This is a genomic window from Peribacillus asahii (assembly GCF_003570725.1).
Classification (GTDB): domain Bacteria; phylum Bacillota; class Bacilli; order Bacillales; family DSM-1321; genus Peribacillus; species Peribacillus asahii.
Genome location: NZ_QWVS01000032.1, coordinates 1 through 15,285, shown reverse-complemented (window position 1 = coordinate 15,285; position 15,285 = coordinate 1). Strand labels below are relative to the sequence as shown.

The 15,285-nt window shown below is 39.6% G+C and carries 15 protein-coding genes, 1 tRNA gene and 2 pseudogenes; 10 read left to right on the top strand and 8 right to left on the bottom strand.

Going from position 1 to position 15,285, the window contains the following annotated elements; all coding sequences use genetic code 11:
- Positions 1-64 precede the first annotated feature (64 nt).
- The 3 genes and pseudogenes from D1953_RS15070 (at position 65) to D1953_RS15060 (ending at position 2,431) form a co-directional block, all read left to right on the top strand.
- Positions 65-865: a helix-turn-helix domain-containing protein gene (locus D1953_RS15070; RefSeq protein WP_119118008.1), complete on the top strand. Its 801-nt coding sequence runs from the start codon at positions 65-67 to the stop codon at positions 863-865.
- A gap of 127 nt (positions 866-992) precedes the next feature.
- A pseudogene (locus D1953_RS15065) lies at positions 993-2,102 on the top strand (IS3 family transposase).
- Positions 2,103-2,179: 77 nt separating this feature from the next.
- Complete coding sequence (locus D1953_RS15060) at positions 2,180-2,431, top strand: hypothetical protein (protein WP_119118007.1); 252 nt, start codon at positions 2,180-2,182, stop codon at positions 2,429-2,431.
- Between the two features lie 353 nt (positions 2,432-2,784).
- Here D1953_RS15060 and D1953_RS22215 read toward each other — a convergent pair whose 3' ends face one another.
- The 5 genes from D1953_RS22215 to D1953_RS15035 all read right to left on the bottom strand — a co-directional run bounded on the left by D1953_RS22215 (position 2,785) and on the right by D1953_RS15035 (position 7,787).
- The gene (locus D1953_RS22215; RefSeq protein ID WP_119118006.1) at positions 2,785-2,931 is read right to left on the bottom strand and encodes an NTP transferase domain-containing protein; all 147 of its coding nucleotides are present in this window, start codon (positions 2,929-2,931) and stop codon (positions 2,785-2,787) included.
- Between the two features lie 4 nt (positions 2,932-2,935).
- Complete coding sequence (locus D1953_RS15050; protein ID WP_182480625.1) at positions 2,936-4,021, bottom strand: XdhC family protein; 1,086 nt, start codon at positions 4,019-4,021, stop codon at positions 2,936-2,938.
- 75 nt (positions 4,022-4,096) lie between these two features.
- Entirely contained in the window at positions 4,097-4,582 is a 486-nt protein-coding gene (locus D1953_RS15045) for a (2Fe-2S)-binding protein (protein ID WP_119118004.1), read from the bottom strand.
- Positions 4,579-5,421 carry an FAD binding domain-containing protein gene (locus D1953_RS15040; protein WP_119118003.1) on the bottom strand — a complete coding sequence of 281 codons (843 nt, stop codon included), beginning with the start codon at positions 5,419-5,421 and terminating at the stop codon, positions 4,579-4,581. The genes D1953_RS15045 and D1953_RS15040 overlap by 4 nt, the downstream gene beginning before the upstream one ends.
- A complete protein-coding gene (locus D1953_RS15035) occupies positions 5,421-7,787 on the bottom strand; it encodes a xanthine dehydrogenase family protein molybdopterin-binding subunit (protein WP_119118002.1) in 2,367 nt (788 codons plus the stop codon). The genes D1953_RS15040 and D1953_RS15035 overlap by 1 nt, the downstream gene beginning before the upstream one ends.
- 260 nt (positions 7,788-8,047) lie before the next feature.
- Between D1953_RS15035 and D1953_RS21745 the strand changes: the two are divergent.
- Positions 8,048-8,262, top strand: a pseudogene (locus D1953_RS21745) (tyrosine-type recombinase/integrase); the annotation flags it as partial.
- A 120-nt stretch (positions 8,263-8,382) separates the two neighbouring features.
- Here the strand turns inward: D1953_RS21745 and D1953_RS15025 are convergent.
- Together D1953_RS15025 and D1953_RS15020 are read right to left on the bottom strand one after the other, a co-directional pair.
- Positions 8,383-8,455 (bottom strand) — tRNA-Val (locus D1953_RS15025).
- 151 nt (positions 8,456-8,606) lie between these two features.
- Positions 8,607-9,164: a phosphatidylglycerophosphatase A family protein gene (locus D1953_RS15020; protein WP_119118001.1), complete on the bottom strand. Its 558-nt coding sequence runs from the start codon at positions 9,162-9,164 to the stop codon at positions 8,607-8,609.
- Between the two features lie 172 nt (positions 9,165-9,336).
- Between D1953_RS15020 and D1953_RS15015 the strand changes: the two genes are divergently transcribed.
- From D1953_RS15015 to D1953_RS14995, 5 genes are all read left to right on the top strand, one after another.
- A complete protein-coding gene (locus D1953_RS15015) occupies positions 9,337-10,059 on the top strand; it encodes an alpha/beta hydrolase (protein WP_119118000.1) in 723 nt (240 codons plus the stop codon).
- 80 nt (positions 10,060-10,139) lie between these two features.
- Entirely contained in the window at positions 10,140-10,655 is a 516-nt protein-coding gene (locus D1953_RS15010; protein WP_119117999.1) for a 2'-5' RNA ligase family protein, read from the top strand.
- Positions 10,656-10,659: 4 nt separating this feature from the next.
- Positions 10,660-11,085 (top strand): GNAT family N-acetyltransferase, encoded by a 426-nt coding sequence (locus D1953_RS15005; RefSeq protein WP_119117998.1) that lies wholly within the window; start codon positions 10,660-10,662, stop codon positions 11,083-11,085.
- Positions 11,086-11,279: 194 nt separating this feature from the next.
- Positions 11,280-11,528, top strand: coding sequence for a hypothetical protein (locus tag D1953_RS15000; RefSeq protein WP_119117997.1), 249 nt, complete (start codon positions 11,280-11,282; stop codon positions 11,526-11,528).
- Positions 11,529-11,613: 85 nt separating this feature from the next.
- Positions 11,614-12,102 (top strand): spore coat protein, encoded by a 489-nt coding sequence (locus D1953_RS14995; RefSeq protein WP_119117996.1) that lies wholly within the window; start codon positions 11,614-11,616, stop codon positions 12,100-12,102.
- 46 nt (positions 12,103-12,148) lie between these two features.
- Here the strand turns inward: D1953_RS14995 and D1953_RS14990 are convergent, their stop codons facing one another.
- On the bottom strand, positions 12,149-12,448 hold the full coding sequence (locus D1953_RS14990) for a hypothetical protein (protein ID WP_119117995.1): 300 nt from the start codon (positions 12,446-12,448) through the stop codon (positions 12,149-12,151).
- A gap of 194 nt (positions 12,449-12,642) precedes the next feature.
- Between D1953_RS14990 and D1953_RS14985 the strand changes: the two genes are divergently transcribed.
- The gene (locus tag D1953_RS14985; RefSeq protein WP_119117994.1) at positions 12,643-14,913 is read left to right on the top strand and encodes a UvrD-helicase domain-containing protein; all 2,271 of its coding nucleotides are present in this window, start codon (positions 12,643-12,645) and stop codon (positions 14,911-14,913) included.
- Positions 14,914-15,285 lie beyond the last annotated feature (372 nt).

The following is a 15,285-nucleotide window of genomic DNA, read 5'->3' as shown; positions in this document are numbered from 1 at the left end:
TATTGTAAAAAACGAAACTAATAGTTATATTTAATTACATAAAATAAAATTTAGGAGTGATCTTATGTATAAACTGAATTTCTTTCCGATGCAACCTGATTTATTCCGCTATACATACACTTATGAGGAATGGAAGCCACTTAAAGGACATTTCGCAAAACAGGTCGCTATTTTTTATGAATTCACTACAAGAGATGTCGCTACTTTTCCAATTACGATTGTGCCAGACGGTTGTTTCGACCTTTTATTTTTACTATCCGATACAGAAGAAAAAGCATATTTATGGACGACACCATTCGCACGAAAAGAGCAAAACTTTCTCAAAAAAAATGCACATTATTTTGGCGTTCGCTTTTGGCCAGAACAAACAATGCTAACATTTAAAGATCCGATGAAGCTGTTTATTGAACAAGTCATCCATCTTCAACAAACACTCCACTTCGACAAACAAATTTTCCAACGCCTTTATGAAGCGCCATCGTTTCGCACACGCATACAAGTACTACAACAATTTTTAATAACCCTTGAACAAGAACCTCTCCTAGAAATGAAAATTATCCAAACAACGATTCAACAAATTTATACATTCAATGGTCAATGCTCTCTCAAAATGGTCGCGAATTCGACTGGTTATACAGAACAATATATTCGAAGATTATTCGAACGATTTATTGGTTTATCGCCCAAACAATTTGCGCAAGTTGTGCAATTCCAGCAAACGATCAATTTATTAAATACAGACGACCAAATCGACTTCCAAGATTTAATACATAAAGGCGGTTACTATGACCAAGCACATTTCATTAAACAGTTCAAAAAACATATGTGTACGACACCGAAAATGTATTTAAAACAATTGTCTTAAATACAAAAAAGCGTACACATTGTTTCGCAACATGTACGCTTTTACGAATTGTGGATAGGCTACACTTAGTTGGACAGAATTTTTAAGGTTAAGTAGACTACAGATCATACATTTGAGGAGAATCTACATGACCAAAAGAGAACGTCGAACATTTACAGAAGAGTTCAAACAACAGATCGTCCAGTTGTACCAAAATGGAAAACTAAGAAAAGAGATTATTCGTGAGTATGACCTGACTCCTTCTTCTTTAGATAAATGGGTGAGTCAGAGTCAGAATTCCGGTTCTTTTAAGGAAAAAGATAACCTAACGGCTGAACAAAAGGAACTGATCGAACTCCGAACGCGAAATAAGCAACTAGAAATGGAAAATGATATTTTAAAGCAAGCCGCGCTGATACTAGGACGAAAGTAAATGTGATCCAGAATAATCAACATAAATACTCGATATCAGCGATGTGCAAAGTCCTACAAATTCCTAGAAGCACCTATTATTATGAAGCAAAAGAAAGAGCAACAGAGGATGATATTACGTCCGATGTGATCGATGTATTCCAGGCAAGTCGTCAAAATTATGGGACACGTAAAATCAAGGTAGAATTAAAAAAGCGCGGACTCATCGTCTCTAGACGAAGAATTGGGCGCATTATGCAAGAGCAGGGCCTGGTTTCGACCTACACCCTAGCCCAATTTAAGCCTCATACGACATCATGTAATGAATCCGAACAGAAGAATAAACTAAACCGTGCGTTCGACCAGGGGAAGAAATGACGGTGGTTGTAAGCGATTTGACGTACGTAAGGGTCAATCAAAAATGGCATTACGTATGTGTTATTTGTCGATCTCTTTAATCGAGAAATCGTAGGCTTCAGTACAGGCCCGAACAAAGATGCCTTATTGGTTTATCTCCATCAAGGTCGACCTGCGTAAAATAAAGCTATTCCATACGAATCGTGGAAATGAGTTTAAAAATAAGTTGATTGACGACGCTTTAGAGGCGTTTCAGATTCAACAATCTTTGAGCATGAAGGGCTGCCCCTATGACAATGCGGTAGCTGAAGCAATGTTTAAAATCATCAAAACAGAGTTTGTGAAAGGTCAACATTTTGATAGTTTAGAAGAATTAACAAGGGAATTACACGACTACGTCCATTGGTTTAATCACATACGAATTCACGGGACACTCGGTTATGTAAGTCCGATTGATTACAAACTTGAACACCTTAAAAAAATTGTTTAGTTTAGTGTTGACACACCAATTAATCGGATTTTGTATATATTGACAACATGACAAATTTTTAATGCAGGAGTGGTGATATGGCTTCTAAAAGTAAGTTTGATGCTTTTTTATTTGGTCGTAATTATGAAAGAAATGACATTCATAATAAGAGTGCATACTCTAATGAACACGTTCTAGAGTTAGTTAATGGTCAAAGTAATCAACAATATCGAAAAGGTAAGAAAGTTGGTCCATCTCATCGTCCTCCTGTTCCAGTTGTATTGGACCCTACTCCAGCCCAGATTACTCCAATAGGAACGATTCCAATTTATTATAGAAAATCTTCGTAAACCTCACATGGTCCTGTTTTTTAAAAAAGACAACCTGCATAAGACCATATCCAAAGACCTTATAATCCCCTAAGTGACCACATTCTTTTGTGCTTTTTACCGTAACACGAAACTAAACAACTTACATCGCCTGCGTTTTCATTGACGTGGGCATTTTCATTTGTATACGTGTCATATTGCATGAACAGTTGGCAGGCCCAGAAGCTTCTCCCCTCACCTAAAGCTTATCTTGACAATCACGAGACAGAGAGGTGGAATTGGCAAAAGTATGTACAGTGCCTCCAACGAAAACAGTTAACCTATTTAATCAAACTCATAATTCTTTTGAGTTGCGTCCTATAGTTTCGTAAATTTCACCAAAATAAAAAAAGGGTTTTATAAATAATATATTTTAAAAGAGGCACTCCTTGAAACGTTATAAGCTGTTTAGCAGTGCCCATTCGTGTAGACATACCTGACGCAAGAATTACAGCAGAAATTCTAATGTTATTATTCACCATAGATTCATGGTATTAAAGATATTCTTTTTTCATTTTTCAACGAATACTGCTTTCTAAATTGTATTAGCTGAGCCATAATACTTATACTAATTTCCTCCGGCCCTTCTGCACCGATATGTAGGCCCACTGGAGAATGTATTTTATCAAGCAATTGTTTTGGGGGGCGTAAACGTTCTGTTCTGGCCCTTGAGCCCAATATCCCAATATAGCAGGGAGGGGAATGCTCCAACAGTAACGGTAGTATTTGTTTATCCCGAGAGAAATTGTGGGTCATTATTATGACATAACTATTTTCCCGTAGCTTGTTTTCCTTTAAAAATACTTCGGGATGCTCATTAATTAAGAAGTGCGCAGTTGGAAAGAAATTACGATTACACCTATTGCTTCTTGGATCAATAACTATTGTTTCAAAATCGAATGCCGAGGTAAGTTTAACAACAGGCTCTACATCTGGACCTGCACCAAAAATGTATAATGTATCCCTAGGTTTAATTCTTTCGAAAATAAATTCGCTTTCTAAATCATGTATAAATGTATACTGAAAATCGGTGCCTAAAATGGAAAACTCTTTTAAATAAGATACTAACCTTTGCTTAATGTCTTGGTCTTCTACATGACCGGTCACCATTTCATCATTTGAACAAAAAATTGTAGTCCCTGCTGCTACTTTCCCTTCTATGCTTTTTACGACAAAAATGGATTTTCCATCGTCAAGAAGCCGTTCTATTACGGGCATTAATGGCCGATTGTGGTTCGGAGGTATATGGCTCCATCCGAATGGTTCCAGTAGGATTTTAATTTTCCCATTGCACCCTGATCCAATTCCCCAAAGGATGTCGTTATCAGAGGCTAGATCATATTCAACGACCTTAGAATGTAAAGTAGTCATCACTCCCGTTGCATGATAGGATAAATCCTCTTCTAAACAGCCCGCACTTAAAGTACCATACTGTTTACCATCTTTTCCGAAGAACATAGTCGCTCCTTTATGCCTATAGGCTGATCCCAATACCTCAATGACAGTTGCCCTTACAAAGTAGTCCTCATTGTGTTTATTCAATATTTTTATATATCGATAGAATTCACTCATATGATCACCCATTGCCTTATTCTTTAGGAACCAAATAACCTAATTTCATAATTAATGTTCTATACTAGTGGACTACTAACGCCTGTTTCTTGGTCTTTTTCTATCGAAACGCTGCTCCTTTAAAACTGATTTTACGGCTTCGCGAATTTCCTGGTAACTAGTACACCGACAAATATTAGAGCTGAGCCATTCTTCCATGATCTCATCGGTTGCGTCAGGATGTTGGTTCACGAGCGCATGTGCGTTCATAATAAATCCAGATGTACAATAACCGCACTGAAAAGCCCATTTCTCAACAAAAGCATGCTGCATAGGAGTGTCTTGTAATCCTTCGATTGTAGTCAGCTTCTTACCGATAGCATCAACTGCCAGCATCATGCATGACTTGACTGGCAAACCGTCTGCAAGCACCGTACAGGAACCGCAATCACCGTTCTCACAGCCGCGCTTGGCTCCTGTTAAGTCAAGTTTTTCTCTTAAAACATCTAAAAGCGTATCTGCCATTCTAACAGTCGCCACCCACTGTTCTCCATTTATATCAAGTGTCAATTTTTCAATCACGCTCTCACCCCTCCTAAATAAATTAGCGCATCGAGAAGTGTATTTCTCAGGACAAATATACGATATTCCCTAGAGCCGCGTATATCACTTATGACAGGGGCCGGGATTCGAAGTATGGCCCTGTCAATCCGTTCCTCAATAGATATATCTGTGTTATTTAACTCTTTCTCCATCTCATAAGATCGAAATGGAAAGGCACACAATCCACTTATCGCTAACCGAATTGAACGATCAACTTTTAATGCTTCTAGTGTTATAAGGGGATAATCTACTCGTTCACTCTTCCTTTTTTTCTCAATATAGAAAGGCATTTTCCTATACTTTCCGTCTACTTTAATTTGTACAAGAAATTCCCCTCGCTTTAAGCGCAGCTTTTCTTTGAAAATCTTATGAACTGAAAGTTGGCGAATACCTTCAATGCCTGCAACTACAAAAGTACTATTAGATAGTAGCAATGGGAGTACGGCTTCACGATAGATGATTTCACTAGCAAGATTTCCTCCCAACGTAATTTGATTCCTTGATGTACGGTCGCCTATCCTTACACAAGCCTCGCCAAGCAGGGGTAATATTTTTGATTCCCAAACTTGTGTTAGGGTAAGGGCTGCTCCAACAACAACAACAGAATCTTGCTTATAATCCAGGACATTACATTCAGGAATACCTTTTACATCGATCACTGCCTTTGTGAAAACCTGATTTAGTCTTCCGAGCGTAGTTATTTCCGTTCCACCGCTTAAATATATCGGTTTCTTCCCATCTTGATCTAGCTTATCAAACAATTCCACTGCCTCATCTATCGAAGAAGGGCGATAATAATCAAAATTGAAGTGGAGCATTAATACACCTCCCCTGCTTTCAGCCTTGTCTTCCAAATAAACTCTGGAGTAAGAGGCAACTGTTGTAGTGAAACATTTGCTGCGAGGGATAAACTATTTGCAACCGCTGCAGGCATACCCATTATCCCGTGCTCACCAAGTCCCCGAGAACCAAATGGGGCACCCTTTACTGGGTTTTCAATGAATCGGACGATATACTCGGGCTGCTCTCCATAATGCATCACTTTATAAGATCGAAACTGTGTGGTTAAGACTTTGCCCTGATCATCATACAGAAATCCTTCTCTCGTCGCAAAGCTTAGTCCCATATTCATCGCGCCCATCACCTGTGTCTCGGCGCCTTTATAGTTCAAGATTGTACCCGCATCAGCAACACTTACAGCGCGGATTAACTTAAAAGTATTATCCCTTTTGTCAAATTCAACTTCCACCGCTTGAGCTACCACACCCCACTCTGGTCCCTGAATGCCTCTTCCTGTTACCGGATCCATTTCCGTAATTCCTGGAATCATATACGTTCCTCTTCCAACAACTTGCGTTCCGGCGACTTTACCATCTGGAAATATATAACCATACACAATCTCAGAAAAATCTATTGAAATACTAGGTGAGGTCTTCTTATATACTTTTTTATTAGCAACCTCCAACTCATCTACTGGAACTTTCAATATAATGGCTGCAGTTCTTTTTAATTGCCTAATCGCATCTTCTACAGCTCTAAGAACTGCATTTCCGGATAGAAACGTTGTTCGACTCGCTGCAGTCTCCCAATGCTCAGGAGATAACTGCGTATTTACCTCCATTTGAATAAACACATCGTCTACGTCCATCTTCATTTTTTCGGCAACCATTTGCGTTAAAACTGTTTTTGTTCCTTGACCTATTTCTATTGCCGCGCAATTAATATTTATACCGCCATCCGAGTTAAAAGTTAATATTGCGCCTGCTCCAACACCTGGCGGTGGATCCCCATTCTTCCAAGTACAACTAATTCCTTTTGTCCGTACAATTCGATCCGAAATGTCAATTCGCTGTCCTCTATCCCAATCAATAAGCTCCCTTAGCTGCAACAAGCATTCCCTGATATCTCCAAGATTACTTTTATTCAAAAGAACTTTTGTAGGCGACGTGTCACCTGGCTGTATCGCATTTTTCAAACGAAATTCCAACGGACACATTCCCAGTTTATTTGCCATTATATCTATCGTTCTTTCTACTCCGAAAGCAACCTCAGTACGCCCGAATCCCCGAAAATCGGTTGCGTACGGATGATTTGTATACATACATAGTGAATCACACCATACATGATCTATGGTGTAAGGCCCAGTACAATCAAACGCTGCAGCCTTAGTAACAGGGACTGCCCTTTCTGCATAAGCACCACCGTCAAATAAAAAAAAGAGCTTTATAGCTTGTAATTTTCCGTCGCGTGTACACCCCATTTTGACCTTTGCATGTAATCCAATATGAACGGGAGATGTAACAATGTCTTCCTCACGACTATTACGAAGCCTTACCTTTCTTCCACCTACCGCTTTAGAAGCAACATATGCCAACGGTTCTAATTGCACACTCGTTTTAGCACCAAACGATCCCCCGACTAAGGGAATATGAACGTGCACCTTTCCTTCATCAATATTAAACGTTTGACTAATCAATTCTCTCATTTCAAACGGTTCTTGCGAGGCAGAATGTATAATCACTTCTCCAGTCTTTTTAATTTCTACATCTGCACATCTTGTCTCTATTGCTGTATGATCAGATTGTTTAAATGAAAACACTTCTTCTACAATTACGTCACTCCGAGCAAACCCGCGTTCAATATTACCCTTTCGAATTCCTTGTCGGTTCGCTATATTTGTGCCAGGCACAGGTCGTATACCTCCGGATGTACCTGTGGTGTCAGCATCTTGGTCAATTAGGTATTGTTCAATTTGATCATGAACAAGGGGAGCGTCCTTTTGATATGCCTCAACAGGTGAATTCACTACACGCAGAGGTTTGTACTCAACACATATTAAAGTGACCGCTTGAATGGCAATGGCTTCCGTATCTGCGATGACCATTGCAATTGGTTCTCCATAATATCGTACCTTGTCAAATGCAAGCAGCGGGCGATCTTTAATAGTAGTCCCAATCAACAGTGGATAGTCTTTGCCAGTTACAATCGCACGCACTCCCGGTACCTTCCACGCTTCTGTTGTATCAACATTTCCTATATAGGCATGTGCATAGGTACTCGTCAACAGCTTCACATGTAATGTACCAACCTCTTGATGATCATCAATATACTTTACTCTCCCGGAGACCTTATCCCAACTTTCTTTCTTTAGGACGCTTTTCCCAATAACACGATACCGCTTCACACTTTCTCCCCCCTTTCGCCACTATAAAATCCTATTAATTTTGGAATTTTTTTAGAACTAAGTACTCACGGTATGTAAGGGAATACAAAAGAGGAGCTTTAAATTGACATATTTTAAAAATGTATAGAAGCTTGTCATACCTTTAGGGGACATCACTGAAAAGGAGAATGCTGAAAGGTGCTTGCCTTGATTGAGTCAGAGGTAATCAAAGGAACGTATTTTGAGCCTTCGCCTATTAATTTCGCGGAGCATCTTCATGAAAGGAAGCGGATGTACCTCTTATTCGTTTCCTTGATCTAGGGCATACTCATGCGACAATGCTGCTTGCCCAAGGCATACATGCTAAAGTTATTTCCGAGCGGCTTAGTGTCACAGTAATATTAAAACGACACTGGATATCTATTCGCATGTACTTCCAAACATGCAAGAAGAAGCAGCTAATCAGATTGATGCTTTACTATCTAAAACACAGTAAATCATCGTGGGCACCAAAATGGCACCAATCCCACTATTCGTGCCATTTGGTGGGGTGTCTAGCTAAAATAGAAAAAGCCCAAACCCTTGATACAAAAGGATTTGAGCCTTGTTTAGATGATGACCTGTGAGGGACTTGAACCCCCGACCCCCACCCTGTCAAGGTGATGCTCTCCCAACTGAGCTAACAGATCGTATGTATACTATCTATCTTCTATTATATAAACAATTAATCGAAAGTCAACTAAATAGACTCTACCTATTTGCTTAAAGGTTAGCATAATTATTCGTCACTATTAAGAAGAAGCTGCCTAAAAGTAGAACTTTCAAACAGCCTTTTCTCTCTTATCTTACTAATTCTGCTTCTGCACGAACCGCTTTCTCACCTTTCAATATGCCATCTTCCTCATCTCTAATGCGGTGAGCGAGTCTAGAGGCAGCATTGGCAGCAATGCTTCCGATTAAATCATCTAAGAACGTATGGACCTTACCTTCCGCTTTTGTATCGAGCTCTTTAATAAGGCCTAATTTCTTTTTGTCTAGATGGCCGAATGTTGTCACGGCAATACTTCCGTACGAAAGGGCCGCCCCAAAGGCAAGCGTTTCATCCACTCCGAATAACCCTTCATCCGATTCAATAATCGATTGCAGCGGCTCTGATAATTTCTTTTGTTCTGCCAGTCGATCCAGCTCAATGCCAACGAGAATGGCATGCTGTATTTCTCTTTTTAAAAGCACGCGTTCCACGCTATCTATACAATTTGCTAATGTTAAATCATGATTATAGGGTATCTGCATTTCGTAGACAATTTCAGCAATCGCCTCAATACTTACCCCTCGTTCTAGTAACGCCTCTCTTGCAGCTTTCGTTACTTCTCTACTGTGTACGCGTTTTGATGTCATGTTATTCCGCTCCCAACTTGAGTTATGCCCCTCTATTATATCATTATATAAAGAACTGCCTTACTTTTTCTAAGCGTGGTTCTTAATCATTTAACGAGAAATGACAAGCTCTTTTATGCTAAAATAACCACGTACATTGGTCGATTATTTTTCATTATAGGAGTGCTGATACATGAGTACACAGCGTGGAACGATTAAAGAATATAGATTCAAAAGCGAGGCATTATCAGAAGAAATTGAACTGCTCGTCTACTTGCCTTTTAATTTCTCTCCATTATATAAATATACGCTCGTTATCGCGCAGGACGGACGCGATTATTTTCAAATGGGGAAAATTGGACGCGTAGCTGATGCGCTTTTATCCAATGATGAAATTGAGCAGATTATTATTGTCGGAATCCCTTATCAAGATCGCTTTGACCGCAGACGTAAATATCATCCAGATGGAGAGCAGCATGAGGCATATGTTCGCTTCTTAGCACATGAACTTGTTCCATTTTTAGATGAAGAGTTTCCTACTTATCAAATGGGATATGGTCGTGCGCTTATCGGTGATTCACTCGGAGGAACGATTTCTTTATTAACGGCATTGAAGTACCCACATACGTTTGGCAAAGTCATTATGCAGTCGCCCCTTGTCGACGAAACGGTTATGAAAGCTGTACAAAATTTCGAGGAGCCCCATCTGTTAGAGCTATATCATGTAATTGGGACAGAAGAAACCGATGTGCCAACGACAGATGGAAAGCGTGCAAATTTTATTGAACCGAATCGAGAGCTGCATCAATTATTGAATCAAAAAGGCTTTCCTTATTTTTACGAAGAATTTGAAGGCACACACACTTGGAAGTATTGGCAAAAAGATTTAAAAAGAGCATTGTTGGAAATGTTTTAATGATTCATGTAAAATAAACCCAAACGTCTTTTTGCCATTCATTATCTGTTTTAAGAATAATATATTGGAGGTTACGATCTATGAAATATGGTGTTGTTATTTTCCCTTCGAAAAAATTACAGGATATCGCAAACTCCTACCGTAAACGTTACGATACGAAATATTCCTTTATTCCTCCGCATATTACAATCAAGAGCTCATTTGAAGCGACTGAGGAAGAGCTGACAACGATTGTAGGCCGTGTACGACAAGCCGCAAGTAACGTGCAGCCATTTTTAATTAACGTAACAAAAGCAAAATCGTTTCAACCAGCTAACAATACAATTTATCTAAAAGTAGAGGCTGCACCAGAACTAGATATGCTCTATCAAGCTCTTCATGGTGAGGGCACTCATAAAACAGATGTGGAGTATGCATTCAGTCCGCATATTACGATTGCTCAAGAATTATCCAATGATGAACATTTAGATGTCATGGGACAGTTAACGAATTTAAATGTAGACCATCAAGAAAAAGTAGATCGTATTCACCTGCTATATCAATTAGAAGACGGTGTTTGGACCGTATACGAAACTTTCCGATTAGGAGCTGAATAAGTAAGTGTTTGTAAAAGTTGCAAAAACACCTGAAGAACGTAACGATGCCTACTATGTCAGAAGAACGGTATTCGTTGACGAACAACATGTACCGGCAGAAGCTGAAATCGATCAATTCGAAGAAGATGCCGTTCATTTCGTACTATACAATGAGCAAGAACAACCAATTGGGGCTGGCCGCTATCGCATCGTTGATGGAATAGCGAAAGCGGAACGTATTTGCGTGCTTGCGAATGGCCGAGGCAAAGGTTCAGGAGCTCTTATTATGAAAGCGATTGAAGAGGATGCCGCCGAGCGTCATGTATCGCAAATCAAGCTATCATCCCAAGTTCATGCTATTCCCTTTTATGAAAAGCTCGGTTATCATACGATTTCTGAAGAGTATATGGATCAAAATATTCCTCATAAAACGATGATAAAAAATCTGTAACACTCTCACCCGCTGAATCATCAGCGGGTTTTTTCTTTGCTTTACAACGGTATTAGCACACATCTTTCGGCCCCGCTAACCATTCATCCCATTATTTTTAAAAATCCTTCTAAAAAATCCACATCTGTCTGATACCAATCTCCGCTAATGTACATAGTCTACTTAAGAACCATAAGTAAGGAGGGAAAAATCCAATGAATGATGACTTCAATTTGGATGAATCACAAAAGAGATTGATGGAGCTTCTCGTTTCTAGAACATTAAACAAATACGGAGTAAAGCGTGGCAGCCATAATTTATCGGAAAGAGAAAAAGAGAATTTAAGAGCAACCATCCAAAGTTTACAAAAACAAGCTGACCTTCTTATCAACAGTCAAAAGAGCGTCACTGAAAAGGATGTAAACCCAGTAACAAACACATACGAAATAAAGGATAAAAAATAGCTAAATAAATCGTGGCTTTCGTCCAACCAGATTGACTAGTACCGCATATTTTAGTAAGGAATAAAACCTAAGGAGGAAAAACTATATGAACCAAAATGTATTTCGCAGCAGCTGTCATGATCATAATGATCATTGTGAAGACAGAAGATGGTCTGCATTAGATCGTGATACACGTCATCCACTTGATTGCCATAATGATGACACTGTGATTGAGCAAGACGCTGCTCAACTGAATTCTCAAGTTCAAGTTTCTGAAGAGCTTATCTATATTAAAGATTCTTGTGATGTAAACGTAACTTCAACAGATGTAAAAGCTGCTCTTTCCCTTCAAGCTGCACTACAAGCTGCAATTGCTGTTGTCGTAAGCATCTCTATTGCTGACAGCGACGAAGCAAACCGCATCACACAAGACTTAATCCAATCTTCTCGCACAAGACAAATCACTCGTCAAAAAACAATCGTTGAAAATAGCCGTGACATCCAAATCACAACAACAGATGCTCAAGTTGCTCTAAACATTCAACTACTTCTTCAATTATTGTTAGCTCTTATCGTAGAATTAGACATTCTATAAACTGCTCCACAAAAAAGGACACATCATGTGTCCTTTTTTCTTGCGTCTAAATTAATTCATTAATATACAGCCCTTTACCGGTAATTCTTGCTTTCGTATTCTCAATCATTTTTGGATGGACTCTATTTACATACATAGAATTTTCGTACCCTTGACGACCATTATGCCGCTGACGATTCCATTGGTGCTTCATAAAGTGCTCTCCTTCTATTTCTTCGCGTGCATAAGGCTTTATCGGCGGAGCGGCGATAGTACGATTCACCACTTTATCTCTTCGACCGGCTCCAACAGTACGATTCGCATATTGAATATAATCATATGGTGTGACAGATGCAATATATCCCATTTCTCTCCACCTCTTCCTTTCATTATTTTTTAATATAGATTCACTGATATAAGAATGTTGATTTTTAGCTCCTACTAGATGGAATACGCTGATGTCAGAACATCCTTTTGAATTTATCTAGTCTTTTTGTTTCTATTATGTTTTGCTATGATGAGATATACGGATATTTTTAAAAGATTTGAGGTTTATATAGAATGAAGCTAGCAAAATCAGGAGATGAACTCATTAACCTACAATATATTTCAGTAAGTCAGCTGCAAACCTTATTTGATCAAGGAAAGCGTAATGAACTTATTTGTCCAGCCTGCCTTGAACAAGTAAAACTTTACTTAGGTATCCATGAACCGCCTTATTTTTATCACCAACGAACAACAAATCCCTGTCCAGGAGCGACAGTTGAGGCCAAAAGTGTTCCCAAAACAGAAAGTAGTATGGAGCTGAATGGTTTTAAGCTTCCAACATCAAGAACAATTACGGAAGAAAAAGTGGAGCCTACTCCTTTTCTAAAAGCTCGGCCGATTTCAAAAAATCCCGCTTTTGTGGAAACGCCTTCCGTGCCATCAACCATTACTAGTACGTACTTGAATGCTTTACAATCAATAGGTATACAGCTCGATCAGGAACAATTGCTGGCCGCTACAACTGTGGATGGACCCGTTCTCGTCTTATCTGGTGCCGGCAGCGGGAAAACCCGCGTTTTAACAGTGCGTACAGCTTATATGCTAATGGAGCAGCAAATTGACCCAAGATCGATTATGCTCGTTACGTTTACAGCAAAGTCCGCGAAAGAAATGCAACAGCGTTTACTTACCTATCCAAACATGAGCCCTTCCCTCGTCTCCCAAATCGTGAGCGGCACCTTTCATAGTATTTTTTATAAAATTCTACTGTTTCATGAACCTCAAAAATGGCGACGAGATTTACTGCTTAAATGGGACTGGGAGAAAGAAAAGATCTTGAAGCAAGCAGGTCGAGAACTTGAGTTAGATGAGAAAGAGTTTGCCTATGACCAAGCGCTCGGTCAAATTGGCTTATGGAAAAACTCACTCGTTTTCCCTCGTGACGTGAGAGCCGAAGATGATTGGGAAAAATCTTGCTTATTTTTATATGAAAAATATGAGGAATATAAAGCGCAAAACGGATACTATGATTTCGATGATATGCTTGTCGGCTGCTATCAATTCCTTCAAAATCATCCTGACTTACTTTTGAAATATCAACAACGATTTCGCTATTTTCTTATTGATGAATTTCAGGATATTAACAAAATTCAATATGAATTAATTAAAATCCTTTCCATTTTGGAAAAAAATGTTTTTGTCGTCGGCGATGATGATCAAGCGATTTATTCATTCCGTGGAAGTGATCCGCAATATATTTTAAACTTTGCCCACGATTTCCCGGGAACAAAAACGATTAAATTAACCGAGAACTACCGCTCTTCGCACGAAATTGTTTCGACTGCAAATCGAATTATTAGTCGTAATCAGAAGCGCCTTAGTAAAACAATGCATGCCCAGCATAATAACGGTGCAGCTCCTATTTTATTTTATCCATATGATGAAGAAGCTGAAGCGACGATGATTTTAACAGATATCCAAGAAAAGCTCGCAAAAGGAGCAAGGCCTAGCGACTTCGCCATTCTATATCGCACGCATTCGATGTCACGTGCTATTTTTGAACGACTCGCTGCTTCAAACATCCCCTTTATCATTGAAAAAGACGCAGAATCCTTTTATCAACGACGAGTGATTCGAGGGATTTTAGCTTTTTTACGTTTAAGTGTAAATCCAGATGATACAAAAGCAGCAGGCGATGTACTGTCTGCGCTCTTTTTAAAGCAAAGTGTGCTGCAGGAATTAAAAGCTCAAACCATTCTTCAAGACTGCGATTATATTGATGCTTTTGGCTTTGTCCAAACAAAACATGCTTTTCAACAACGCAAATTAAAAAAGATTCCAGCTCAAATTCGCAGTTTAAAGAACTTATCTCCGCTTGCTGCCTTAGAAATTATCGAGAAGGACTTAGGCTATCAAGATTTCATTAAGAAGCGCGGAAATGAAGCGGGCATTGAGAAGGGCTCTGATGATATTCGAGATTTACGCGTTGCCGCTAAACGCTTCGATACGGTGGAAGCGTTACTAGAACATGTCGACCATATGACAGCCATGATTCAAGAAGTGAAACAATGGTCGAGGCAAGACATCGATGCGGTTCAATTAACGACCATTCATCGTGCGAAAGGGCTCGAATATGAATCGGTGTATTTATTAGCTGCTGTGGACGGCAGCTTACCACATGACTTCTCCCTTGAAGCCTATCGCAAAGGAGAGCTTGCTCCATTAGAGGAAGAACGAAGGTTGCTATATGTTGCCGCAACTCGGGCGAAACAACAATTATCCATCTCCGTTCCTCAAACTCGGCGCGGTAAAACAGCCTACCCTTCGCGCTTTTTAAAAATTTAACCGGTAAAACGGGGGCTGTCCCAAGTCTGTTATCCTGACTTAGGACAGCCCCTTCCTTTGCTTGTTTCCCCGATTTTGTTTCTTTAATTCCCGGATGAAGGACTTTTTCCTGGCTAGATTCCTCCTTTTGGGCCTTCATAACCCCGATGAACGACTTTCCCCTGCCTGAATTCCTCCTTTTGGGCCTTCATAACCCCGATGAACGACTTTTTCCTGCCTGGATCTCTCCATTTTGGCCTTCATAACCCCGATGAACGACTTTTTCCCGGCTGGATTCCTCCATTTTGACCCTCATAACTCCAATGAACGACTTTTTCCTGCCTGAATTCCTCCTTTTAGGCCTTCATAACTCCGATGAAGGACTTTTTCCCG

Bases quoted from the DNA above. Each gene is read 5' to 3' on its own strand.
- D1953_RS15070 (WP_119118008.1), top strand. From the start codon at position 65: ATGTATAAACTGAATTTCTTTCCGATGCAACCTGATTTATTCCGCTAT.
- D1953_RS15060 (WP_119118007.1), top strand. From the start codon at position 2,180: ATGGCTTCTAAAAGTAAGTTTGATGCTTTTTTATTTGGTCGTAATTAT.
- D1953_RS22215 (WP_119118006.1), bottom strand. From the start codon at position 2,931: ATGGTGAATAATAACATTAGAATTTCTGCTGTAATTCTTGCGTCAGGT.
- D1953_RS15050 (WP_182480625.1), bottom strand. From the start codon at position 4,021: ATGAGTGAATTCTATCGATATATAAAAATATTGAATAAACACAATGAG.
- D1953_RS15040 (WP_119118003.1), bottom strand. From the start codon at position 5,421: ATGCTCCACTTCAATTTTGATTATTATCGCCCTTCTTCGATAGATGAG.
- D1953_RS15020 (WP_119118001.1), bottom strand. From the start codon at position 9,164: ATGACATCAAAACGCGTACACAGTAGAGAAGTAACGAAAGCTGCAAGA.
- D1953_RS15015 (WP_119118000.1), top strand. From the start codon at position 9,337: ATGAGTACACAGCGTGGAACGATTAAAGAATATAGATTCAAAAGCGAG.
- D1953_RS15010 (WP_119117999.1), top strand. From the start codon at position 10,140: ATGAAATATGGTGTTGTTATTTTCCCTTCGAAAAAATTACAGGATATC.
- D1953_RS15000 (WP_119117997.1), top strand. From the start codon at position 11,280: ATGAATGATGACTTCAATTTGGATGAATCACAAAAGAGATTGATGGAG.
- D1953_RS14995 (WP_119117996.1), top strand. From the start codon at position 11,614: ATGAACCAAAATGTATTTCGCAGCAGCTGTCATGATCATAATGATCAT.
- D1953_RS14990 (WP_119117995.1), bottom strand. From the start codon at position 12,448: ATGGGATATATTGCATCTGTCACACCATATGATTATATTCAATATGCG.
- D1953_RS14985 (WP_119117994.1), top strand. From the start codon at position 12,643: ATGAAGCTAGCAAAATCAGGAGATGAACTCATTAACCTACAATATATT.